General features: G+C 73.0%; 17 protein-coding genes and 1 other RNA gene. 15 read left to right on the top strand and 3 right to left on the bottom strand.

Translation table 11 applies throughout. The annotated features are described in order from the left end of the window. The first annotated feature begins 4 nt into the window (after nt 1-4). Nucleotides 5-844, top strand: coding sequence for a hypothetical protein (locus ABT015_RS20790; RefSeq protein WP_350881096.1), 840 nt, complete (start codon nt 5-7; stop codon nt 842-844). A gap of 70 nt (nt 845-914) precedes the next feature. Continuing rightward, entirely contained in the window at nt 915-1,769 is an 855-nt protein-coding gene (locus ABT015_RS20795; RefSeq protein WP_350881098.1) for a hypothetical protein, read from the top strand. Nucleotides 1,770-1,907: 138 nt separating this feature from the next. Here the strand turns inward: ABT015_RS20795 and ABT015_RS20800 are convergent, their stop codons facing one another. Then, the gene (locus ABT015_RS20800; RefSeq protein ID WP_350881100.1) at nt 1,908-4,847 is read right to left on the bottom strand and encodes an FtsK/SpoIIIE domain-containing protein; all 2,940 of its coding nucleotides are present in this window, start codon (nt 4,845-4,847) and stop codon (nt 1,908-1,910) included. Between the two features lie 320 nt (nt 4,848-5,167). On the opposite strand from ABT015_RS20800, the gene ABT015_RS20805 reads away from it, so the two are divergent. The 3 genes from ABT015_RS20805 to prfB all read left to right on the top strand — a co-directional run bounded on the left by ABT015_RS20805 (nt 5,168) and on the right by prfB (nt 9,765). Further along, complete coding sequence (locus tag ABT015_RS20805; RefSeq protein WP_350881102.1) at nt 5,168-7,084, top strand: serine/threonine-protein kinase; 1,917 nt, start codon at nt 5,168-5,170, stop codon at nt 7,082-7,084. Between the two features lie 228 nt (nt 7,085-7,312). Further along, nucleotides 7,313-8,572 carry a serine/threonine-protein kinase gene (locus ABT015_RS20810; protein WP_350881105.1) on the top strand — a complete coding sequence of 420 codons (1,260 nt, stop codon included), beginning with the start codon at nt 7,313-7,315 and terminating at the stop codon, nt 8,570-8,572. 80 nt (nt 8,573-8,652) lie between these two features. Then, nucleotides 8,653-9,765: a peptide chain release factor 2 gene (prfB, locus tag ABT015_RS20815; protein ID WP_350881107.1), complete on the top strand. Its 1,113-nt coding sequence runs from the start codon at nt 8,653-8,655 to the stop codon at nt 9,763-9,765. 65 nt (nt 9,766-9,830) lie between these two features. Here the strand turns inward: prfB and ABT015_RS20820 are convergent, their stop codons facing one another. Beyond that, nucleotides 9,831-10,025, bottom strand: a complete 195-nt coding sequence (locus ABT015_RS20820) for a hypothetical protein (protein WP_350881109.1) — start codon at nt 10,023-10,025, stop codon at nt 9,831-9,833. 349 nt (nt 10,026-10,374) lie between these two features. Between ABT015_RS20820 and ftsE the strand changes: the two genes are divergently transcribed. From ftsE to ABT015_RS20860, 8 genes are all read left to right on the top strand, one after another. Then, complete coding sequence (ftsE, locus tag ABT015_RS20825) at nt 10,375-11,064, top strand: cell division ATP-binding protein FtsE (RefSeq protein WP_063349173.1); 690 nt, start codon at nt 10,375-10,377, stop codon at nt 11,062-11,064. Nucleotides 11,065-11,150: 86 nt separating this feature from the next. After that, entirely contained in the window at nt 11,151-12,062 is a 912-nt protein-coding gene (gene ftsX / locus ABT015_RS20830; RefSeq protein WP_350881111.1) for a permease-like cell division protein FtsX, read from the top strand. A 110-nt stretch (nt 12,063-12,172) separates the two neighbouring features. Next, nucleotides 12,173-13,309, top strand: a complete 1,137-nt coding sequence (locus ABT015_RS20835; RefSeq protein WP_350881113.1) for a S41 family peptidase — start codon at nt 12,173-12,175, stop codon at nt 13,307-13,309. A gap of 43 nt (nt 13,310-13,352) precedes the next feature. Further along, nucleotides 13,353-13,829 carry an SsrA-binding protein SmpB gene (gene smpB / locus ABT015_RS20840; RefSeq protein ID WP_350881115.1) on the top strand — a complete coding sequence of 159 codons (477 nt, stop codon included), beginning with the start codon at nt 13,353-13,355 and terminating at the stop codon, nt 13,827-13,829. An 85-nt stretch (nt 13,830-13,914) separates the two neighbouring features. After that, nucleotides 13,915-14,296: a transfer-messenger RNA gene (ssrA, locus tag ABT015_RS20845) on the top strand. 128 nt (nt 14,297-14,424) lie between these two features. After that, on the top strand, nt 14,425-16,728 hold the full coding sequence (locus ABT015_RS20850; RefSeq protein WP_350881117.1) for a HelD family protein: 2,304 nt from the start codon (nt 14,425-14,427) through the stop codon (nt 16,726-16,728). 323 nt (nt 16,729-17,051) lie between these two features. Beyond that, the gene (locus ABT015_RS20855; protein WP_350881119.1) at nt 17,052-18,524 is read left to right on the top strand and encodes an NAD-dependent malic enzyme; all 1,473 of its coding nucleotides are present in this window, start codon (nt 17,052-17,054) and stop codon (nt 18,522-18,524) included. A gap of 509 nt (nt 18,525-19,033) precedes the next feature. Beyond that, nucleotides 19,034-19,315, top strand: a complete 282-nt coding sequence (locus tag ABT015_RS20860; protein WP_030059737.1) for an HU family DNA-binding protein — start codon at nt 19,034-19,036, stop codon at nt 19,313-19,315. A 120-nt stretch (nt 19,316-19,435) separates the two neighbouring features. Here the strand turns inward: ABT015_RS20860 and murA are convergent, their stop codons facing one another. Continuing rightward, nucleotides 19,436-20,776, bottom strand: coding sequence for a UDP-N-acetylglucosamine 1-carboxyvinyltransferase (murA, locus tag ABT015_RS20865; protein ID WP_350881121.1), 1,341 nt, complete (start codon nt 20,774-20,776; stop codon nt 19,436-19,438). Nucleotides 20,777-21,074: 298 nt separating this feature from the next. Between murA and ABT015_RS20870 the strand changes: the two genes are divergently transcribed. After that, nucleotides 21,075-21,659: a YqgE/AlgH family protein gene (locus ABT015_RS20870; RefSeq protein WP_063349180.1), complete on the top strand. Its 585-nt coding sequence runs from the start codon at nt 21,075-21,077 to the stop codon at nt 21,657-21,659. A gap of 61 nt (nt 21,660-21,720) precedes the next feature. Then, nucleotides 21,721-22,005 carry a DUF3039 domain-containing protein gene (locus ABT015_RS20875; RefSeq protein WP_063349181.1) on the top strand — a complete coding sequence of 95 codons (285 nt, stop codon included), beginning with the start codon at nt 21,721-21,723 and terminating at the stop codon, nt 22,003-22,005. Nucleotides 22,006-22,033 lie beyond the last annotated feature (28 nt).

A 22,033-nucleotide genomic window follows, 5' to 3' on the forward strand; every position in this document is an offset into this window, starting at 1 on the left:
GTGTGTGATCGACATAGGGGAGGGGATCACCGTGGGGATGCGCAGCGCGCGCACGGCGGGGGCCGTACTGACGGTGGCTCTGGTCGTGGCCGGAGCGGCGGCCTGCGAGGGCCGCAAGGACGCGGGGCGGAAGACCGGCGCGACCGCAGCGGTCAGTACGCCGCCGCAGCCGTTCGGCACCGGCGGCTACCGCGGACTGCAGCTGTCGATGACCAAGGACGAGGCGCTCGCCTCCGGAGCCCTGGAGCCGTCGCCGGTCTCGCTGTTCAACGGCTGCACCGACTACGCGTACAAGGGCGGCCCGGCGCCGGACCAGGCCCGGATGGCGGCCGAGACGGAGGCCCGCGCGAAGTCCGACAAGGCGATTGCCAGGATCGACGAGATGCGGGCGAACCGGAAGCCGTTCGAGACCCTGGCGCCCGGGGCCTCGCTGGAGGAGATGGTGAAGCACAGCGAGCGCCTCCAGGAGCGGCTGAAGCAGGAGGCCGCCGAACGGCAGGAGTCCGACGCGCTGTTCAAGGAGGCGGACGTCATCGTGACCGCCCGTAAGAACCGGGACCAGGCCTTCCTGGCCACCGGCCGGGTCAACTTCGGCACCGAGGGCCTGCGCCAGCTGGTCGCCCCGGCGGACGCCCGCACCGCGGAGGGAGTCGGCGCCGGTTCGACGGAGGACGAGCTCAAGCGAGCCTACGAGGGCAAGGCCCTCAAGCCGACCGAGGACGGCACGTACGAACTCCCGGCCGAGGGCGGCAACGGCGGCCCGGACTGGTTCTACGAGTTCACCATGGCCGAGGGCAAGGTCGCCGGCCTCGCCCTGGTCAAGCACAACACGTACTGCTCCTGAGAAACCGCCGGTAGACCGTGGTCGCACTCTCGATACGGCGACCATCGAATGATCAAGTGAAGGTTGTGGCATGAGGAAGAACCGAGCCTCGGTCCGCGCAGTGGGCGTGGGCATCTCGGTGGCACTGCTGGTCGCGGGTGCGGCGGCCTGTACGTCCGATGACAAGAAGGACGAGAAGGACACCGCGAAGGCTCAGGCCGCCACCGGGGCGCCCGCGGCGACGCCCGCGCCCGCGTCCACGTCGAAGGGTCCGGAGGCCTTCGCGGCGGCCGGGTACCGGGGGCTGAAGCCGGGAATGGCCAAGGACACCGGGCTGGCCACCGGCGCCCTGGAGAGCGTGCCGGTCTCGCTGCTCGACGGCTGCACGGACTTCGTCTACAAGGGCGGTCCGGCGCCGGACCAGGCCCGGATGGCGGCCGAGGCGGCCACCGAGGCCCGCTACAAGGACCTGAACGCCAAGGCCGACGCGGCCTCGGGCAAGGCGCCCGCCCCGGGGGGCACCCTGCCGCCGAACGCCTCCGCCAAGGACGCGGCCGCCGCCGCCGCGGGCTCCGCCGCCGGGGCCAAGGGCTTGGCCGACGCCGCCAAGGCGATCGCGGACGCGACGATGGCCCTGGTCGACCTGCGGTTCGCCCAGGAGGCCAAGGACAAGGCGTACCTGGCCACCGGCCGGGTCTCCTTCGCGGCGACGGGCCTGCGCGAACTGGTCGCCCCGGCCGAGGCGAAGACGGCCGAGGGCGTCGGGGCCGGTTCCACCGTGGAGGCGCTCCAGCAGGCGTACGGCGCCAAGGGCCTCCAGCTCGCCAAGGGCGGCACGTACGTGATGCCGGTCGAGGGGCAGCAGGGCTGGCAGTACGAGTTCACCGTGGACGGCGACAAGGTCGCCGGGATGGCCGTGGTGAACCGCGAGATCAAGTGCGCCTGACCGCCTGACCGCCTGACGGTTGGCTGAAGGGCCGCCCGTGGTGATGAGCCGTCGAACGCCACCACGGGCGGCCCGTACGCGCGCCGCCCCCGCCACGATGGTGATCGCGGCGGGGGCGGTGGACGTCGTTCCGCCCGATCAGTGGGCGGCCGCGCGCTGGAGGGCGCTGGCGAGGAGGGCGAGGTCGGTGGGGCCGTTGCCGAGTTCGCGGACCGGGCGGCGGGCGGGCGGGGCGCCGAGTTGGAGCGGGTCGATCGCGACGACGGTGGGGCGCAGGGTGGCGGTGCGCGGGATGCGGCCGCTGATCCGGGCGGCCTGGAAGGCGGTGACGCCGCCGTCCGGCAGGCGCAGGTAGCCGCGGCCGGGGGTGTCCTCGGGCAGGGCGGCCGCGTCGCCGAGGTGGATCAGCAGGTCGGAGTCGGCCGGGTCCTCGGTGCGCAGCGCGATGCGGAGCAGGGCGGCCTCGTCGACCTCGGTGCCGGCGCTCTCCTCCGGGTGTCCGGTGGTGACCGCGAGGTGGACGCCGAGCGGGCCGCCGTGGCGGGCGACGGCGGCGAGGGCGCGGGCGAGCGGGCGGCCGGCCGGGGAGGTGGGGGAGAGCAGGGCGTCGTAGTCGTCCACGACGACGACCAGGCGGGCGGGGCAGGGGGCGGCGGCGGGGGAGGCGACCGGCCGGGCGCCGTCGCCGCTGCGCGGGTGGATGATCTTCGGGGTGGCGGCGGAGGCCGCGCCGACGACGGCCGGTACCGGGACGGCCGGGTGTCCGGCGAGGTTCTGCCCGGCCAGGCCCTGTTCGTCCAGGCTCTGCCCGTCCAGGATGCGGGCGGCGTGCCAGGAGGCGAAGTCCAGTCCGTCGAACAGCCGCTCGCGCAGGGCGAGTTCGTCCTCCAGGGCCTCCGCGGCGAGCAGCGCGGCCCGCGGGTCGTCGGCGGCGTTCACCAGGCCGGTGACGTGCGGCAGTTCGGTGCAGCCGTCCAGGCCGTCCTCGGTGGACCGGCCCTCGACGAGGGTGACGGTGAGGCGCTCGGGGCGTTCGGAGACGGCGAGCGAGGCGACCAGGGTGCGCAGCAGCTCGGTCTTGCCGGAGCCGCGGGCGCCGCCGATGAGCAGGTGCGGGCCGCCCGGGTCGGGGGAGGGGAGGGCGAGTTCGGGGTCGGCCAGGTCGAGCGTGCAGAGTTCGTCCCGGGTGGTGCCGAGCAGCGCGGTGGCGGCGCCGATGCCGCCGGCGTGTGCCGCCCAGCGGGCGGACAGCTTGGCCGGGGTGACGGTGTCGAGCTGGAGCAGTTCGAGCAGCCGCAGCGCGTCGGGCAGCGGGCCGCGGGCGGCCGGGGCGGCCTCGCGCAGCGGGGCGAGTACGCGGGCGAGCCGTTCGGCCCAGGCGTCGGAGACGGCGTCCAGGGAGACCTCGTGCAAGGTCTCCCGGCCGCGGGCGACGGGGCGGTCGAGGGAGAGCTGGGTGCCGACCTCGCCGGTGATCAGGGCGGTGGCGCCGAGGCCGCGGGGGAGCAGTTCGGGCTGCTCGGCGAGGCAGATCGGGAAGATGCCGACGGCCGGGCCCTGGCGCAGCAGCAGGTCGACGGCCTGCCGGGCGGTCTCGGTGGTCGGGCGGCCGTCCACCACGACGACGGTCGCGGGGTGGCCGCCGAGGCCGGCCGGGCCGCTGAGCCGGGTGGTCAGTTCGGTCAGCCGGGCGGTGGCCTGTTCGTCGTCGAGGCCGAGCAGCAGGCGGCAGTCCTGGCCGTCGGCGGGGCGCAGGTGGGGCAGCCAGAGGGCCCAGGCCCAGGTGTCCGCGCGTTCTTCGGGGGTGCGGGCCTGGTCGGCGTCGACGACGACCAGGCTCAGGCCGGTCGGCGGGTGCAGGGCGGCGAGCTGGGCGACGACGGCGCGGGTGAGCGCGTCCAGGCGTTCGCGCGGGCCGCTGAGGCCGAGGCTGCCGGCGGTCTGCAGGTCGAGGGTGACGGGGACGGCGGGCAGCATGGTGCCGGGCGCGGTGCCGGGGCCGCCGGGGCGGTCGGCGGTGCCCAGGCGCAGGGTGAGCGCGTCGGGGTGGCCGGGACCGCGCTCCCAGAGCCGGGGGCCGGGACCGACGGCGTTGAGCAGCAGGGTGGCGAGATCCGGCCATCGTTCGCGCTGGGCGGCGGCCTGGCGCAGCCGTACGGCGGTGTGGTGGCGTTCGGCGCTCTCCTGGCCGGGCGGTTCGGCGGTGCGGCCGAGTCGCAGCGAGAGCAGACCGCGGCCGCGACCGGGGGCGGGTTCGGGGGCCGCCGGCGGTTCGGCCACCGGCGGGGCGGGGCGGACCGGGCCGGGGGCGGCGAGCTGGAGGTGGCCGTGGCCGTCGGGCAGGGCGGCGCGGCCGGTGCCGTCGGCCGGGTCGGGGGCGGCCACGTGCAGGGTGGATTCGCCGATGCGCAGCAGGGCGCCGGCCTCCAGCGGGACGGCTTCCTCGGGGGCTCCGGGCGGGACGAGCCGACCGTCCAGGGTGGTGCCGTTGGTGGAGCCGAGGTCGCGGACGGTGATCCTGCCGTCGTCGGCGAGGTGCAGGGCCAGGTGCAGCCGGGAGACGTCGGGGTCGTCGAGCGGGACGTCGGCTTCGCCGGAGCGGCCGATCCGGATCTCCCGGCCGTGCAGCCGGTGCACTCCGCCGGCGTCCGGGCCGCCGACCACGCGCAGTTCGGCGGCGGCGGGGGTGTCGTCGGGGTCGTCGGCGGTCGGGTCGGGCTCGTTGAGGCTGAGGACGGCCCCGTCGAGGAGCGGGGGGTGGCCGAGCAGCGTGTGCTCGTCGACCCGGTGCGCCCCGGCGTACAGGTGCACGTGGGTGGCGGCCCGGGGCCCGCGCACGCCGACGGCGCCCGCGAGGGCGCCCGCGAGGGAGCCGAGCGCGGTGCCGACGGGTGCGGTGACCAGCACGTCCACGTAGGGGATGGCGGAGCCGGCGGCGGTCGGGCCGCTGCGCGGTCGGAGGACGGTCAGCCGGATCTGCATCTCGCCCGCGGGTCCCTTCTGCTGGTGTGGAGCCTGGTACCGCTGCCCGGTGTCGTCGCGGGCGCGCGGGGCGGCCGCGGCGACCCTTTGGGCCACACGAGTGGCGAGTGTCCATCCTGCCATCCGTCACGGACAGTCCGCGCACCGTACCGGATTTGACGATCTTGCGATCATCGCCATGGTGGAGGCGACGGAGGGTCAGGTCAACCGGTGCGGCGGGGGCCCCGTCGGCGGGCCCGCCGAACCGGTCCGGGAACTCCCCTAGGGGATGTCCCCCAACCCCTCCGGGATGGCCTGCCGGTCGCCCCAAAAACCTGAACGGACACCGTTAGAGTGGCCGCAGACACGGGCCCGGCAGGCTCACCGCACCGGCGGAGGAGCGCCCCGCGCGGGCGGCACGACGAGGAGTGCGACAGGTGCGGCCAGTCGGCAGCAAGTATCTGCTTGAGGAGACCCTCGGACGGGGTGCCACCGGGACGGTCTGGCGCGGCCGGGTGCGTCCCGACGTCCAGGTGCCCGGCAGCGAGCCCGGGCAGCTGGTGGCGATCAAGGTGCTGCGCGAGGAACTGGCGGCTGACCCGGACGTCGTGATGCGCTTCCTGCGCGAGCGCTCGCTGCTGCTGCGACTGACCCACCCGAACATCGTCCGGGTCCGCGACCTGGTGGTGGAGGGCGAGCTGCTGGCCCTGGTGATGGACCTGATCGACGGCCCCGACCTGGCCCGCTACCTGCGTTCCAACGGCCCGTTCAGCCCGATCGCCGGCGCCCTGCTGATGGCCCAGGTCGCGGACGCGCTGGCGGCCAGCCACGAGGACGGGATCGTCCACCGCGACCTCAAGCCGGCCAACGTGCTGCTCGCCTCCACGGTGCTGGACGGCACCGAGCAGATGCACCCGATGCTGACCGACTTCGGCATCGCCCGCCTCGCCGACTCCCCGGGCATCACCCGCACCCACGAGTTCGTCGGCACCCCCGCCTACATCGCGCCGGAGTCCGCCGAGGGCCGCCCGCAGACCTCCGCGGTGGACGTCTACGGCGCCGGGATCATGCTGTACGAGCTGGTCACCGGCCGCCAGCCGTTCCAGGGCGACAGCGCGATCGCGCTCCTCCACGCCCACCTGGCGCAGGAGCCGCAGCGGCCCAGCACCATGCCCGAGCCGCTGTGGACGGTGATCGAGCGCTGCCTGCGCAAGGACCCGGCGCAGCGGCCGTCCGCGACCTCGCTGGCCGGCGCGCTGCGGGTGGTGGCGGCCGGCGTCGGGGTGCACGCCTCCCCGGCGGCGGTGGACGAGGCGCTCGCGGTCGGCTCGCTGCTGCTGCCGGACCCGCGCCCGACCTCCGTCCCGGGCCCCGGCGCGGGCGTCCCCGGCCTGTCGCCGACGGGCCCGGCCGCCCCGCCGGCCCCGCAGTACGACCCGGCGGGGGCGACCCAGGTGATGGGCACCCAGCCGCCGCCCGCCCCGCCGTTCGGGGCCCCGGACCGCACCCAGGTGATGCCGCCCACCGTCGTGCCGCCGCCCCCGCCGGGCGCTCCGGGTGTTCCGGGGGCTCCGGGGGAGGAGACGCCGCACCCGTGGCAGACGCAGCTGCGGGCGGCCCGGGACCGCAACCAGCAGACCCAGGTCGGCTACTTCGGCCCGGAGGACTTCGAGGACCCGCAGGTCGCCCCGCGGCCCTTCCAGGCCGGGCCGGCCGGCCGCCCCGGCTACCAGCCGCAGCCGCCGCCCGGCTACCACCCGGACCAGCGGCGCCAGAGCCCGCCGCCGCCCGGGTACGCCCAGCGGCCGCCGGTGGCCCCGCCGCCGTACCAGGGCGGTCAGGGCGGCCAGGGTTACCAGGCCGGGCAGACCGGTCACGGCGGCCGGCAGCAGCCAGGGCCCGGTGGACGTCCGCAGCCGCCCGGCGGCTACCGGCCGGCCCCGGCCGCGTACGGGCAGTCGCAGGGCGGCTACCCGCCGCCGCCTCCGCCCACCCCGGTCCCGCGCCGGGCCGAGCCGCCGCAGCACCGTGAATCCCCGCAGCACCGCGAGCCCGCGCAGCGTCGGGAGGAGCCGCAGCACCGCGAGCCCGCGCAGCGCCGGGAGGAGCCGCGCGAGCAGGACCGCCGCGAGCCCGCCCCGCCGCGCGAGCGGCGCCAGCGCAGCCGCAACCGGATGTACATCCCCGGGCTCGGCTGCCTCAAGGGGTGCCTGCTGGTGCTGGTGGTGCTGGTGGTGGCCGGGTTCGCGCTGTGGAACTTCACGCCGCTGCCGCACTACTGGGACAACATCCAGGGCTGGTTCAACACGGTGCGCGACTGGGCGGACGCCCTGTTCGGCAGCTCGAAGAACTGACGCCGGGCCAGGACCCGCCGCGCGGGCCCGCCCGGTCCAGGACCGGTCCCACGCGGCGGGATTGACGCTTTGTCGACAATTCATGAGATTTCTCGCCCGAGACTGCCCGCCCAGGGCCCTCGGGCGGCCCGCGCGGGGCGCCGGGGCGCGTAGGTTGGTCGCTGTTGTCCCGCCCCACCGAGCGCACCGGACCCCCGGGCGCGCTCCCGCGCCGCCCACGGAGCAGCATTGGCACGCAAGATCGGCAGCCGGTACACCGTCCACCAGGTGATCGGCCGGGGTTCGGCCGGGACGGTCTGGCTCGGTGAGGGGCCCGACGGCCCGGTGGCGGTCAAGCTGCTGCGCGAGGACCTGGCCGCCGACCAGGTGCTGGTCGGCCGCTTCGTCCAGGAGCGCGCCGCGCTGACCAGCCTCGACCACCCCCGGGTGGTCGGCGTGCGCGACATGGTCGTGGACGGCAGCGACCTCGCCCTGGTGATGGAGCTGGTCCAGGGCACCGACCTGCGCTCCCGGCTGGAGCGCGACGGCGCGCTCCCGCCGCAGACCGCCGCCTCGGTCATCGCGGACGTCGCCGACGGCCTGGCCGCCGCGCACGCCGCCGGCATCGTCCACCGCGACGTCAAGCCGGAGAACGTCCTGCTCGACCTCGCCGCGGCCCCGGGCCCCGGCGGCGCCCCGCGCGCCAAGCTCACCGACTTCGGCGTGGCCCGCCTGGTCGACGCCCCGCGCCGCACCCGGGCCACCCGGATCATCGGCACCCCCGACTACCTCGCCCCGGAGATCATCGAGGGCCTGGAGCCGCGCGCCGCCGTCGACATCTACGCCCTCGCCACCGTGCTGTACGAGCTGCTGGCCGGGTTCACCCCGTTCGGCGGCGGCCACACCGGCGCGGTGCTGCGCCGGCACGTCACCGAGCAGGTGCCGCCGATCCCCGGCCTGCCGGACGGGCTGTGGCGGATCATCTCCGAGTGCCTGGCCAAGGCCCCGGCCTCCCGGCTGCGGGCCGCCGAGCTGGCCGCCCGGCTGCGCGAGCAGCTGCCCTCGCTGGCCGGCCTGCCGGTGCTGGCCGTCCCCTCCCAGGGCCGCGCCCCGGCGGAGGAGGCGCTGACCCCCGGCGAGGCCGTGTACGCCGAGGTGGACGGCGGCCCCGGCATCCACAAGCGCCGCCGGGGCCCGGCCGTCCCGCTGGTGCCCGGCGTCGCCCCCGACTCCACCCGGGACACCCACACCAGCCTGCGCCGTCCCTCCGCGGACCAGCTGGCCGCGTACGCCGCGGAGTCCCGCGCCCAGCGCACCGCCCCGGGCACCGGGCACCGCCGGGACCGGCAGGCGCTGCTGCGCCGCCGCCGGGTCCTGGCCGTCCTGCTGGCCACCGTCCTGCTGCTGGCGGGCGCCGCCGCGGCCTGGACGGCCTTCGCGGCCACCGCCCCGGACGCCGGCCACCCGGCCCGCCCGACGGTGTCCGGCACGGCCCCGCGGGCGCCGTAGAACGCCGTCGGGCGGGTACCGCGAGAGCCGGAGGACCCCGGTGTCGTCATGACCACCCCCGGAACCATTACCCTGGGGGCGTGGCAGCCGTCGATCCTTCCGAAGAGCTCAAGAACCTCGAAACGACCATGGGGTCGATCGAGGCCGTCCTCGACCTGGACAAGATCCGGGCCGACATCGCTGTCCTGGAGGAGGCGGCAGGCGCCCCCAACCTGTGGGACGACATCGCGAACGCGCAGAAGGTGACCAGCCGGCTCTCCTTCCTCCAGGGCGAACTGCGCAAGGTCGAGGGCCTGCGCAGCCGTATCGACGACCTGGGCGTGCTCTTCGAGCTGGCCGAGGCCGAGGACGACGCGGACACCCGGGTCGAGGCCGAGGCCGAGCTCGTCTCCCTCCAGAAGGCGGTCGAGGAGCTGGAGGTCCGCACCCTCCTGTCCGGCGAGTACGACGCCCGCGAGGCGCTGATCAACATCCGCGCCGAGGCCGGTGGCGTCGACGCCGCCGACTTCGCCGAGCAGCTGATGCGCATGTACCTGCGCTGGGCCGAGCGGCACGGGTACCCCACCGAGGTGTACGACACCTCGTACGCCGAGGAGGCCGGCATCAAGTCCGCGACCTTCACGGTCAAGGCGCCGTACGCCTACGGCACCCTGTCGGTCGAGCAGGGCACCCACCGCCTGGTCCGCATCTCGCCCTTCGACAACCAGGGCCGCCGGCAGACCTCCTTCGCCGGTGTCGAGGTGCTCCCGGTCGTCGAGCAGGCCGACCACGTCGACATCGACGAGGGCGACCTGCGGATCGACGTCTACCGTGCCTCCGGCCCCGGCGGCCAGGGCGTCAACACCACCGACTCGGCGGTGCGCATCACGCACCTCCCGACCGGTGTCGTGGTCTCCTGCCAGAACGAGCGCTCGCAGATCCAGAACAAGGCGTCCGCGATGAACGTCCTCCAGGCGAAGCTGCTGGAGCGGCGCCGCCAGGAGGAGCGGGCGGCGATGGACGCGCTCAAGGACAGCGGCAGCTCCTGGGGCAACCAGATGCGCTCCTACGTGCTGCACCCGTACCAGATGGTCAAGGACGTCCGGACGGAGTACGAGGTCGGCAACCCGCAGGGCGTGCTGGACGGCGACATCGACGGCTTCATCGAGGCGGGCATCCGCTGGCGCAAGCAGCGCGAGACCGCCGCGCAGTAGGCGGACATACGGAACAGGGCCCCCGACCGCAGTGGTCGGGGGCCCTTTCGTGTGCCTCGGTGGGCTCAGGCCAGTGCCTGCCGGGCGATCAGTGCCACCGCGAGCAGGCCGGCCAGCATGGCCAGCAGCATCGCGGGGGAGAGCGCCGCGAACGGACCCTGCTGCTCCTGCAGCCGGGCCCGGTTGGCGCGGCAGACCGCGCAGCGCCCGTCACTCACGCGGCCGTTGCAGTTGGCGCACACCAGATGGTCGCAGGTCATGCGATCTCCTCCTCGCTGCTACAGCCAACGCACCGGACGGGGCTTTGGTTCCTCTTCTTGCCCTGTGCGGGGGAGCGCCCGAACACGGACGCCACCTCCACTCTGCCAGGTTCTGACCGTTCCGGCTCCCGGGCTGTGAGATGCCTCCCAATTTTCGGGGCATAACCAGACATTCTCCCCCAGGTTTCGACGGCTGTCCTGGGCGGGCCCTGCGCGCCGACCTCCGATTCGCGTATGGTCCCAGACCGGGAGCGGCCCTTTCCGCTCCCGCCACCCGCCCCAGGGCCGGGCGCCCGGGGTGGACCGACCGAGGACTGGCGCCGCCTAGGATGGCCTCCGTGATGCAGCCGTGATCAGATTCGACAACGTCTCCAAGACCTATCCCAAGCAGAACCGTCCCGCCCTGGACAACGTCTCGCTGGAGATCGAGAAGGGCGAGTTCGTCTTCCTGGTCGGCTCGTCCGGCTCGGGCAAGTCCACCTTCCTGCGCCTGTGCCTGCGCGAGGAGCGCCCCTCCACGGGCGAGGTGCACGTGCTGGGCAAGGACCTCGGCAAGCTGTCCAACTGGAAGGTGCCGCACATGCGCCGCCAGCTGGGCACCGTCTTCCAGGACTTCCGCCTGCTGCCCAACAAGACGGTCGCGCAGAACGTCGCCTTCGCCCTCGAAGTGATCGGCAAGCCCAAGAGCGCCATCAACAAGGTGGTGCCCGAGGTGCTGGAGCTGGTCGGCCTCGGCGGCAAGGAGGACCGCATGCCGGGCGAGCTCTCCGGTGGTGAGCAGCAGCGCGTGGCGATCGCCCGCGCGTTCGTGAACCGTCCGATGCTGCTGATCGCGGACGAGCCCACCGGCAACCTCGACCCGCAGAACTCGGTCGGCATCATGAAGCTGCTCGACCGCATCAACCGCACCGGCACCACGGTGCTGATGGCCACCCACGACCAGGCCATCGTCGACCAGATGCGCAAGCGCGTCATCGAGCTCGACAAGGGGCTGCTCGTCCGCGACCAGGCCCGCGGCGTCTACGGATACCAGCACTGACCGACCGGCGCAGCCGGCGCTGAACCCGTAGGGCCGTCCACCCGCGTCGCCAGACCAGCAGTACCGACCCTGGAGTTGTTACCCGCATGCGTGCCCAGTTCGTCCTGTCGGAGATCGGTGTGGGTCTCCGCCGCAACCTGACGATGACCATCGCGGTCGTGGTCAGTGTCGCGCTCTCCCTCGCCCTGGCCGGTTCCTCGCTCCTGGTCCGCGACCAGGTGAACTCCATGAAGGGGTACTGGTACGACAAGGTCGAGGTGAGCATCTACTTCTGCACCAAGTCGGACGCGCGCAACTCGCCGCAGTGCGACAAGGGTGCGGCCACCGACCAGCAGGTGCAGGACATCAAGGCCCAGCTGGACAAGATGGACTCGGTGGTCCAGTCGTCGACCTTCGAGAGCTCCGCCGAGGCGTACAAGCACTGGAAGGAGATGAACCCGGACAACCCGCTCATCTCCGTCCTGGGCCCGGACGCGATGCCGCAGTCCTGGCGGGTCAAGCTGAACGACCCGACCAAGTACGACGTCATCCAGAGCGCCTTCGCCGGCAAACCCGGCGTCAAGTCGGTGGAGGACCAGCGGAAGATCCTGGAGAACCTGTTCGGCCTGCTCAACGGCCTCCAGACGGCGGCCTTCGTGATCATGGTGCTGATGCTGTTCGTCGCCCTGCTGCTGATCGTCAACACCGTCCGGGTGTCGGCGTACAGCAGGCGGCGCGAAACCGGCATCATGCGCCTGGTCGGTGCCTCGAACTTCTACGTCCAGATGCCGTTCATCGCCGAGGCCGCGTTCTCCGCGCTGCTCGGCGCGGCCATGGCCTCCGGACTGCTGGTCGGCGGGCACTTCTTCGTCCAGAACTGGCTGGCCGACCGGGTGCAGTTCATCCACTTCATCGGCCTCGGCTCGGTGCTCGCGGTGATACCGCTGCTGATCGTGGTCGGTATGGGCATGGCCGGCGTGGCGGCGTTCTTCACCCTGCGCAAGTACCTCAAGGTCTGACCACCTCCGGCCCCGGCGGCCCCGGACGGCACTGCGCCGTCCGGGGCCGCCGTCGTTTCGCCCGCCGTTGTGGCCCGTCGCGCCCGACGCGGTGTCTACACTCCGATGCCATGCTGGAAACTCCGCGCAGGGCACGTCAGGTGGCCACCCTCAGCCTGGTGTTCGGCGTCGTGCTGATCGCCGGGGCCGCCACCGGCGCCTGGGGCGACCCGCCGCGGCACCCGGCCGCCGGCGCCGCCCCGGTCGCGGGCACGGCCCCGGGCCTCCCGGCGGACCCGGCCGGCACCGCCCTGTCCGAGCAGCAGGCCGAGCACCTGCTCGGGGCCAACGGCGACCGCTGGGGCGCCTACTACAGCGCCCAGGAGTACGCCGCGTTCAGCCGGGGACTGGACGGCCGCTACCTGGGTGTCGGGCTCTCGGTGGGCCGCGGCGAGGACGGCGTCACCGCGATCTCCCAGGTCGCGCCCGCGGGGCCCGCCGCCACGGCCGGGATCGAGGTGGGCGACCGGCTGCTGCGGATCGACCAGGACCAGGCCGACCACCTGCCGGTCACCGAGGTGGTGGCCCGGCTGCGCGGGCGCGACGGCGAGCGCGGGGTGGGCTCCGAGGTCACCCTCGCGGTGCGGCGCGGTGCCGGCGAGGTCCGCGAACTGCGGCTGCGGCGAGCCCTGCTGGACAGCCGGCAGGTCACCGCCGAGCAACTGGAGAAGGGCGCGCTGCGGATCGCCGTGCGGGCCTTCACCAGCGGCGTGACCGATCAGGTGCGCGCCGCGCTGCGCGCCCCGCACGCCGGTGTGGTGCTCGATCTGCGCGGCAACTCGGGCGGGTTGGTCGAGGAGGCCGCCGGCACCGCCGGGATCTTCCTGGACGGCGGAGCGGTCGGCTCGTACCAGGAGCGCGGCGAGACCCGGGAGTTGACCGCCCCGCCCGGGGGCGACCAGCGCACCCCGCTGGTGGTGCTGGTCGACGGCGGCACGATGAGCGCCGCCGAACTGCTCACCGGCGCGCTCCAGGACCGCAGCCGTGCCGTGGTGGTGGGCTCCCGGACCTTCGGCAAGGGCACCGTCCAGCAGCCCAGCCGGCTCGCCGACGGCGCCGTGCTGGAGCTGACCGTCGGCCGCTACTACACCCCGGCCGGCCGCTCCCCGGAGGGCACCGGCCTGACCCCGGACGTTCCGGCGGCGGCCGGCGAGGACGCCGACGCGCTCGCCCTGCGGGTGCTGGCCGGGCTCGGCACCCGGGCCTAAAGGGGCTGCCCCGAACCGGCCGAAGTGCGAGAATGGCCGCGCTATGGCAAAGGAAACCGGACAGAAGCTGATCGCGCAGAACAAGAAGGCGCGACATGAGTACACGATCCTCGACACCTACGAGTGCGGCCTCGTGCTCACCGGTACGGAGGTGAAGTCACTGCGCGAGGGGCGGGCCAACCTGGTCGACGGCTACGCCTACATCCAGAACCACGAGGCCTGGATCGACAACGTGTTCATCCCCGAGTACACCCAGGGGACGTGGACCAACCACGCGGCCCGGCGCAAGCGCAAGCTGCTGCTGCACCGGCTGGAGATCCGCAAGATCGAGAGCACGGTCCGCGACGCGGGCCACACGCTCGTCCCGCTCTCGCTGTACTTCAAGGACGGCCGGGTGAAGCTCGAACTGGCGCTCGCGGTCGGCAAGAAGCTGTACGACAAGCGGCAGACGCTGCGCGAGAAGCAGGACACCCGCGAGACGGCCCGTGCGGTGGCGGCCGCCCGGCGGCGCCAGCGTTAATCCGCTGGACCCTCACCCGCCGCCTCGCGTACTATGGCGGCAGCAACACGGACGGTCACCGTCCGGCTGTTTCTCAACAAAACATGGGGATGATCGGTTTCGACAGGGGATGTTGAAACAGGGGAAGCGAGCCGAGGAACGCGGCAATGATCTCGTTAACCACGTGTCGCAAAAAAATAATCGCCAACTCTAAGCGCGATTCCCAGCAGTTCGCTCTCGCTGCCTAATAAGCACCGATAGCGCTTGGGTGTCAGACCGGGGAGTTCCCGACCCGGACCCTGGCATAATCTAGGGAACTCAACCGTCCGCCCGGGCTGCGAGGGTGGATGGGAAATCAAACAGCAGCTGGGCCTGTTGGCGGCTTGTCCGTGTGACTGCCAGGGCCGAGAAAATCACAGCGGACTGCGCTCGGAGAAGCCCTGAATTAACTCCACTGGACCCGGGTTCGATTCCCGGCATCTCCACCACCCCATGTTGACAGTGAAGGCCGTCCACCGCTTTGCGGTGGGCGGCCTTCACGTTTACCCCGGTTGGGGCGTAGGATCATCCGTCCGCTCGTTTTCCGGAGCCGGATTCCGCCGCTACCACCGAGGCCATGCAGAGCAACACTGACACCACCGCCGCCACCGACCGCGAGACCGTACGCGAGCGCGAGATCGCCGGTGAGCAGCAGCACCTCGACACCGTCTACCGCCGGCTGGAGGAGAAGCTCGCCGAGGCCGAGTACATCCTGGAGGACGCCGCCAAGCGGGTCCACGTCGGCACCCCCGGCGCGCTCGCCGAGCGCGACGCCCAGGTCTACCGGGCCGGCGCCCACCTCCAGCGCCTGAACAACGAGTTCGAGGACTTCCTGTTCGGCCGGATCGACCTCCAGCGGGCGGACGCCCCGGAGGAACACGGCATCCCCTCCGACACGCCGCTCGACCCGGCCGACCCGGCCGTCGCCGAGACGCTGCACATCGGCCGTCTCGGCGTGCTGGACGCCGAGTACGGTCCGCTGGTGATCGACTGGCGGGCGCCCGCCGCCGCGCCGTTCTACCGCGCCACCCCGGTCGAGCCGGGCCGGGTGGTCCGCCGCCGGGTGATCCGGTCCAAGGGGCGCAGGGTGATCGGCGTCGAGGACGACCTGCTGCGTCCCGACCTCACCCCGACCCTGAACGGCCGGGAGCTGGCGGTGGTCGGCGACGGCGCACTGATGGCCTCGCTCGGCCGCGCCCGCAGCCACTCGATGCGCGACATCGTCTCCTCCATCCAGAAGGAGCAGGACGAGGTGATCCGGGCGGCCGCCGCCGGCGCCACGCTCGTCACCGGCGGCCCGGGCACCGGCAAGACCGCCGTCGCCCTGCACCGCGCCGCGTACCTGCTGTACCAGGACCGCCGCCGCTACGCCGGGGGCATCCTGGTGGTCTCGCCGACCCCGCTGCTGGTCTCCTACACCGAGGGCGTGCTGCCCTCGCTCGGTGAGGAGGGGCAGGTCGCCATCCGCGCGGTCGGCTCGCTGGTGGACGGCATCGAGGCGGGCACCTACGACAGTCCGGAGGCGGCCCGGGTCAAGGGCTCGGGCCGGATGGTGCAGCTGCTGCGCCGGGCCGCCCGGGCCGCCCTGGAGCTGGGCGCGCCGCAGGAGCTGAAGGTGGTCGCCCGCGGCGAGGTGCTCAAGCTGGACGCGGGCCGGCTCAAGGCCGTGCGCGGCAACGTGATCGGCTCCGGTGGCACCCCGCTGAACCTGCTGCGCCCGCGTGCCCGCCGCCTGCTGCTGGACGCCCTGTGGCAGGAGGTCACCCGGCATCTGCCGAAGCCGACCGACCACTACGCCCGCGAGCAGCGCCAGGAGGAGAAGGAGTCCTTCGACGAGTACGTCTCGGACGAGGCGTCGTTCCTGGACTTCCTGGACGCCTGGTGGCCCGCCGTGACCCCGCGCCGGGTGCTCGGCACGCTCAAGCAGCACCGGCACATCAACCGGATCGCCCGCCGTGCCGTCTCCCCGGACGAGGCGAGGCTGCTGGCGGCGTCCTGGCGCCAGCTGTCCCCGGTCGGCGAGGGCGCGCTGTCCGCGCACGACGTCGCGCTGGTGGACGAGCTCCAGGTGCTGCTCGGCGAGGCGGCCCGGCCGAAGGTGCGCGAGGTGGACGCGGTGGACCTGCTGAGCGGGCTGGAGGAGGTCACCACCTTCGCTGACCGCAGCTCCCGCCAGCGCGAGCGCGTCCCCGTCGAGCGCACCGAGTACGCGCACGTGATCGTGGACGAGGCGCAGGACCTCACCCCGATGCAGTGGCGGATGATCGGCCGCCGGGCCCGGATGGCGACCTGGACGATCGTCGGCGACCCGGCGCAGTCCTCCTGGCCGTTCCCGCAGGAGGCGCAGGCCGCGCTGGACGAGGTGCTGTCCGGCAAGCCGCGCCGCCGCTTCACGCTGACCGTCAACTACCGCAACCCGGCGGAGATCGCCGAGGTCGCGGCCAAGGTGCTGGCGCTCGCCGCGCCGGGCACCCCGTCGCCGACCGCGGTGCGCCGGGTCGGCGTCGAGCCGCGCTTCGCGGCCGTCGTGGATCCCGCCCCGGAGGCCTTCGGCGCGGCGGCCCGGGCGGAGCTGGAGCGGCTGCTGTCCGAGGTGGACGGCACCGTGGCGATCGTGGTGCCGATGGACCGCCGGGCCGAGGCGGCCGGCTGGGCCGAGGGCCTGGGCGAGCGGGCGGTGGTGCTGGGCAGCCTGGAGGCGAAGGGCCTGGAGTACGACGCGACCGTGGTGGCCGACCCGACCGGCATCGCCGGCGAGTCGGAGGCCGGCCTGCGGGTGCTGTACGTGGCGCTCACCCGGGCGACCCAGCGGCTGACCGTGCTGTCCGGTCCGGACGACCTCCCGGACGCGGCCGGCGTGCCCGCGCTGCTGCACGGCTGACGGCCGGTCCGCCGGACGAAGAAGGCCCCTCACCGGATGGTGAGGGGCCTTCAGACGTTAGTGACACCGACCCGCCATGCTCGCCTCGCGGCAAGTGGTCCCTCGAAGGGACGAAGGTTGGGCCCGGGGGCTTGGATCGAGCCGGTGTCCCGTCCAATGTAACGCATCGGCCCGGAGAGGCAAGAAGTTGTCGGGTCCGCACACTCAATGAACGTTATTTCTGGCTACCCCTTGGAAGGTGCGACGATCGAGGTCTAGCATGCGCAGGCGATGCCTTCAACAAAATGTTGAACCTGCCGCACGGACGGAAGAAGGAAGCGTCGATGGCGACGGTGCCCAGTGTCTCCAACTCGATCACGGTGCGGCTGGAGGTCCCGGCCCGGGGCAACGCCGTCAGTGCGATCACCACGGCCGTGGAGTCCTCCGGCGGTTCGGTGACCGGTCTCGACGTCACCGCCTCCGGCCTGGAGGCGCTGCGGATCGACGTCACGGTGGCGGCCTCCTCGGTCGCGCACGGCGAGGAGATCGTCGAGAAGCTGCGGGCGATCGACGGCGTGTCGATCGGCAAGGTCTCGGACCGTACCTTCCTGATGCACCTCGGCGGCAAGATCGAGATGTCGTCCAAGCTCCCGATCCGCAACCGTGACGACCTCAGCATGATCTACACCCCGGGCGTCGCCCGGGTCTGCATGGCGATCGCCGAGAACCCCGAGGACGCCCGCCGCCTCACCATCAAGCGCAACAGCGTCGCCGTGGTCACCGACGGCTCGGCGGTGCTGGGCCTGGGCAACATCGGCCCGGCCGCCGCGCTGCCGGTCATGGAGGGCAAGGCGGCCCTGTTCAAGCGCTTCGCCGGGATCGACGCCTGGCCGATCTGCCTGGACACCCAGGACACCGACGAGATCGTGGCCATCGTCAAGGCGATCGCCCCCGGCTTCGCGGGCATCAACCTGGAGGACATCTCCGCGCCGCGCTGCTTCGAGATCGAGGCCCGGCTGCGCGAGGCCCTGGACATCCCGGTCTTCCACGACGACCAGCACGGCACCGCGATCGTGGTGCTGGCCGCCCTCACCAACGCGCTGAAGGTGGTCGGCAAGGAGATCGGCGACATCCGGGTGGTGATGTCGGGCGCCGGCGCCGCCGGTACCGCGATCCTCAAGCTGCTGCTGGCGGCCGGTGTCGAGCACGCCACCGTGGCGGACGTGCGCGGTGTGGTCCACCAGGGCCGGGAGGACCTCAACGACAGCCTGCGCTGGATCGCCGAGCACACCAACCGCTCGGGCCGCACCGGCAGCCTCAAGGAGGCCGTGGCGGACGCCGACGTCTTCATCGGCGTCTCGGCCCCGAACGTCCTGGACGGCGACGACCTGGCCACCATGGCCGAGGACTCGATCGTCTTCGCGCTGGCCAACCCGGACCCGGAGGTCGACCCGGCCATCGCCCGGCAGACCGCCGCGGTGGTCGCCACCGGCCGCAGCGACTTCCCCAACCAGATCAACAACGTGCTGGTCTTCCCGGGTGTCTTCCGCGGCCTCCTGGACGCCCAGAGCCGCACCGTCAACACCGAGATGATGATCGCCGCCGCCCGGGCGCTGGCCACCACCGTCGCCGCCGACGAGCTGAACGCCAACTACATCATCCCGAGCGTCTTCCACAAGGACGTCGCCAAGACGGTCGCCTCGGCGGTGCGCGAGGCGGCGCTGGCGGGCGTCCAGGAGAGCACGGAACCGGCCCGTCCGACCCCGGGCATCGTCGGCACGCTCGACGCCTCCTCCTTCCCCACCGTCAAGCTCTGACCGGTGAGGCGGCCGACGTGTCGCTGATCGGTCAAATGTCCGAATAGCGGCCCCGCGTGCCCGAGCTCGCCCCGAACCCTTGCGACACAAGGGCGAGGGGCGTGTTTGGGCTTGTCGTGCCTAGGGCGTACGGTAGCCCTGCACGGGGCAGGCGTGTCCGACAAGTACGGAACGTCCCCCTGGTCTTCCGGCGCGTCGTCCCGACCGCCGCCCTGGCCCGGTCCGCCGGAGCCGACGGAGCGTCACACCTCCAACGGGCGGGGTTCGTTCGGGTGTCGTGGCCGGGGCCCGATTGGCTTTCTCGGGGCCGGTCGGGGCAGGATTCGTATCCAGGCAGGCGGACGGGCCTTCGACGGCACCGGCGCGCGGCATCGGGTACGGACCCGGCCTGCGACCACGCATTGCCTGCATGAGCACAGTGTGCGGACCTGCGGCCTATCCGGGTGCCCCCCGGTGGGAGTACCGATGGGCCCCCGCACACCGCAAGCGAACAGACCACAGGAGTACACATGAACCGCAGTGAGCTGGTGGCCGCGCTGTCCGAGCGCGCCGAGGTGACCCGCAAGGACGCCGACGCCGTTCTGGCCGCCTTCGCCGAGATCGTCGGCGAGGTCGTCGCCAAGGGCGACGAGAAGGTCACCATCCCCGGTTTCCTGACCTTCGAGCGCACCCACCGCGCCGCCCGCACCGCCCGCAACCCGCAGACCGGTGAGCCGATCCAGATCGCGGCCGGCTACAGCGCCAAGGTGAGCGCCGGCTCCAAGCTGAAGGAAGCCGCCAAGGGCGCCTGAACCACCCCTTGAACGCCCGAGAGGCCGGGCTCCCCTTCGGGGGAGCCCGGCCTCTCGTCGTGGCCTGCGGGCCTACGGGCCTGCGGGCTTACGGTCCCGTAGGCCCGCAGGCCCTGCGGATCAGGCGTCGACCAGCTGCTCGGACGGCAGCTCGACGTGCGCGCCCAGGTCGCGCAGCTTGTCCATGAAGTTCTCGTAGCCGCGGTTGATCAGGTCGATGCCGTGCACGGTCGAGGTGCCCTCGGCCGCCAGCGCCGCGATCAGGTACGAGAAGCCGCCGCGCAGGTCGGGGATGACCAGCTCGGCGCCCATCAGCTTGGACGGGCCGGAGACGACCGCCGAGTGCAGGAAGTTGCGCGCGCCGAAGCGGCACGGGGTGGCGCCCAGGCACTCGCGGTACAGCTGGATGTGTGCACCCATCTGGTTGAGCGCGCCGGTGAATCCGAGCCGCGACTCGTACACCGTCTCGTGGACGATGGACAGGCCGGTGGCCTGGGTCAGGGCGACGACCAGCGGCTGCTGCCAGTCGGTCTGGAAGCCCGGGTGCACGTCGGTCTCCAGGGCGATCGCCTTGAGCTCGCCGCCCGGGTGCCAGAAGCGGATGCCCTCGTCCTCCACCTCGAAGGCGCCGCCGACCTTCCGGAAGGTGTTCAGGAAGGTCATCATCTCCAGCTGGCGGGCGCCGCGGACGTAGATGTCGCCCTTGGTGGCCAGCGCCGCGCAGGCCCAGGAGGCGGCCTCCAGGCGGTCCGGCAGCGCGCGGTGGGTGTAGCCGCCCAGCTCGTCGACGCCGGTGATCAGGATGGTCCGGTCGGTGCCCAGGGTGATGATCGCGCCCATCTTCTGCAGCACGCAGATCAGGTCGACGATCTCCGGCTCGATGGCCGCGTTGCGCAGCTCGGTGACGCCCTCGGCGAGGACGGCGGTGAGCAGCACCTGCTCGGTCGCGCCGACCGAGGGGTAGGGCAGCTCGATCTTGGTGCCGCGCAGGCGCTGCTGGGCGACCAGGTAGGTGCCCTGGGGGTGCTTCTCGATGGTGGCGCCGAACTGGCGCAGCACCTCGAAGTGGAAGTCGACCGGGCGTCCGCCGATGTCGCAGCCGCCCAGGCCCGGGATGAAGGCGTGGCCGAGGCGGTGCAGCAGCGGGCCGCAGAACAGGATCGGGATCCGCGAGGAGCCCGCGTGCGCGTCGATGTCGGCGACGTTCGCACTTTCCACGTGCGACGGGTCGAGGATCAGCTCGCCGTCCTCGTCGCCGGTCCGCACGGTGACCCCGTGCAGCTGGAGCAGTCCGCGGACCACCTTGACGTCGCGGATGTCCGGGACGTTGCGCAGTCTGCTGGGGCCCTGGCCGAGGAGGGCGGCGACCATGGCCTTGGGCACCAGGTTCTTCGCACCGCGGACGCGGATCTCGCCTTCGAGCGGGTTTCCGCCGTGGACCAGCAGGACGTCGTCGGTCATCGTTCTCGCAATCCGGGGTGCCAGAGGGGTGGGAAGGCTCCGGTAGAGAGCCGGTGGTGGACCGGTTGGTACGGGCGCGCTCGGGCCCCCGGCGAAACCGAGTCGGCACCGTAAAGGGCGTCCACCATCCGTAGATGGTAGTGGGCGTGCCGATGGTTCCCGTGAGCCTCTCCCGTGATGGTCCTCTCTCCGGGCTCGCTCCCGCCCGCCGGAGGGGCCGTTCGGGTGTTTGTCCGGCGTGGCGGGGTTTCGATCGTTGAGGTGTCCGACCCCGGCCGTTCTGCGGGATCATGTGGGCATGACGGCGGCCCACTCGCACGCAGGACGGTCCCACACCGGCCGTCTGCTCGTCGCGACGCCCCTGCTCACCGACCCGAACTTCGCCCGGGCGGTGGTGCTGCTCCTCGACCACGACGTCGAGGGGGCGCTCGGCGTGGTCCTCAACCGGCCGACGCCGGTCGAGGTGGGCAGCGTGCTGGACGGCTGGGGCCGGCTGGTCGGGCAGCCCGCCGTGGTGTTCCAGGGCGGACCGGTGGCGCTGGACTCGGCGCTCGGCCTGGCCGTGGCGCCGGGGGAGCCGGGCACCGGCGAGCCGCTCGGCTGGCGGCGGGTGCACGGCGCGATCGGCCTGGTGGACCTGGAGGCGCCGCCCGAGGTGCTGGCCGGCGAGCTGGGCGCGCTGCGGATCTTCGCCGGGTACGCCGGCTGGTCGCCGGGCCAGCTGGAGACGGAGCTGGGGAGCGGCGCCTGGTACCTGGTGGACTGCGAGCCGGGGGACATCTCCAGCCCGGAACCGGAGCGGCTGTGGCGCTCGGTGCTGCGCCGCCAGCGCGGCCCGCTGGCGCTGCTCGCGACCTATCCGGACGACCCGACACTGAACTGACGTACGGGCCGCCGTCGCGATACTGGCCGGGTTTCGCGGGGCGCCCATAGACTTGGCACCTATGAGCACTCTTGAGCCCGAGCGCGGCCTCGGCACCGGCACCCTGGTCGAGCCCGTCCCCCAGGTGTCCCACGGGGACGGCGACCACGAGCGCTTCGCGCACTACGTCCAGAAGGACAAGATCATGGAGAGCGCGCTCTCCGGCTCGCCCGTGGTGGCGCTCTGCGGCAAGGTCTGGGTGCCCGGGCGCGACCCGAAGAAGTACCCGGTCTGCCCGATGTGCAAGGAGATCTACGACGGCATCGGCAAGCCGCAGGGCGGCGACGACAACAACGGCGGCAAGTAGCACCGACCGCCGCGGGCCGGTGCCCGGT

Origin of the sequence: Kitasatospora sp. NPDC094016, from assembly GCF_040304045.1 — a bacterium.
In the GTDB taxonomy this organism is placed as follows: Bacteria; Actinomycetota; Actinomycetes; order Streptomycetales; family Streptomycetaceae; genus Kitasatospora.

Excerpts from the sequence above, each read along its gene's own strand:
- ABT015_RS20795 (WP_350881098.1), top strand. The coding sequence starts at position 915 with ATGAGGAAGAACCGAGCCTCGGTCCGCGCAGTGGGCGTGGGCATCTCG.
- ABT015_RS20820 (WP_350881109.1), bottom strand. The coding sequence starts at position 10,025 with ATGACCTGCGACCATCTGGTGTGCGCCAACTGCAACGGCCGCGTGAGT.
- ftsX (WP_350881111.1), top strand. The coding sequence starts at position 11,151 with ATGCGTGCCCAGTTCGTCCTGTCGGAGATCGGTGTGGGTCTCCGCCGC.
- ABT015_RS20835 (WP_350881113.1), top strand. The coding sequence starts at position 12,173 with ATGCTGGAAACTCCGCGCAGGGCACGTCAGGTGGCCACCCTCAGCCTG.
- smpB (WP_350881115.1), top strand. The coding sequence starts at position 13,353 with ATGGCAAAGGAAACCGGACAGAAGCTGATCGCGCAGAACAAGAAGGCG.
- ABT015_RS20850 (WP_350881117.1), top strand. The coding sequence starts at position 14,425 with ATGCAGAGCAACACTGACACCACCGCCGCCACCGACCGCGAGACCGTA.
- ABT015_RS20855 (WP_350881119.1), top strand. The coding sequence starts at position 17,052 with ATGGCGACGGTGCCCAGTGTCTCCAACTCGATCACGGTGCGGCTGGAG.
- ABT015_RS20860 (WP_030059737.1), top strand. The coding sequence starts at position 19,034 with ATGAACCGCAGTGAGCTGGTGGCCGCGCTGTCCGAGCGCGCCGAGGTG.
- murA (WP_350881121.1), bottom strand. The coding sequence starts at position 20,776 with ATGACCGACGACGTCCTGCTGGTCCACGGCGGAAACCCGCTCGAAGGC.
- ABT015_RS20870 (WP_063349180.1), top strand. The coding sequence starts at position 21,075 with ATGACGGCGGCCCACTCGCACGCAGGACGGTCCCACACCGGCCGTCTG.
- ABT015_RS20875 (WP_063349181.1), top strand. The coding sequence starts at position 21,721 with ATGAGCACTCTTGAGCCCGAGCGCGGCCTCGGCACCGGCACCCTGGTC.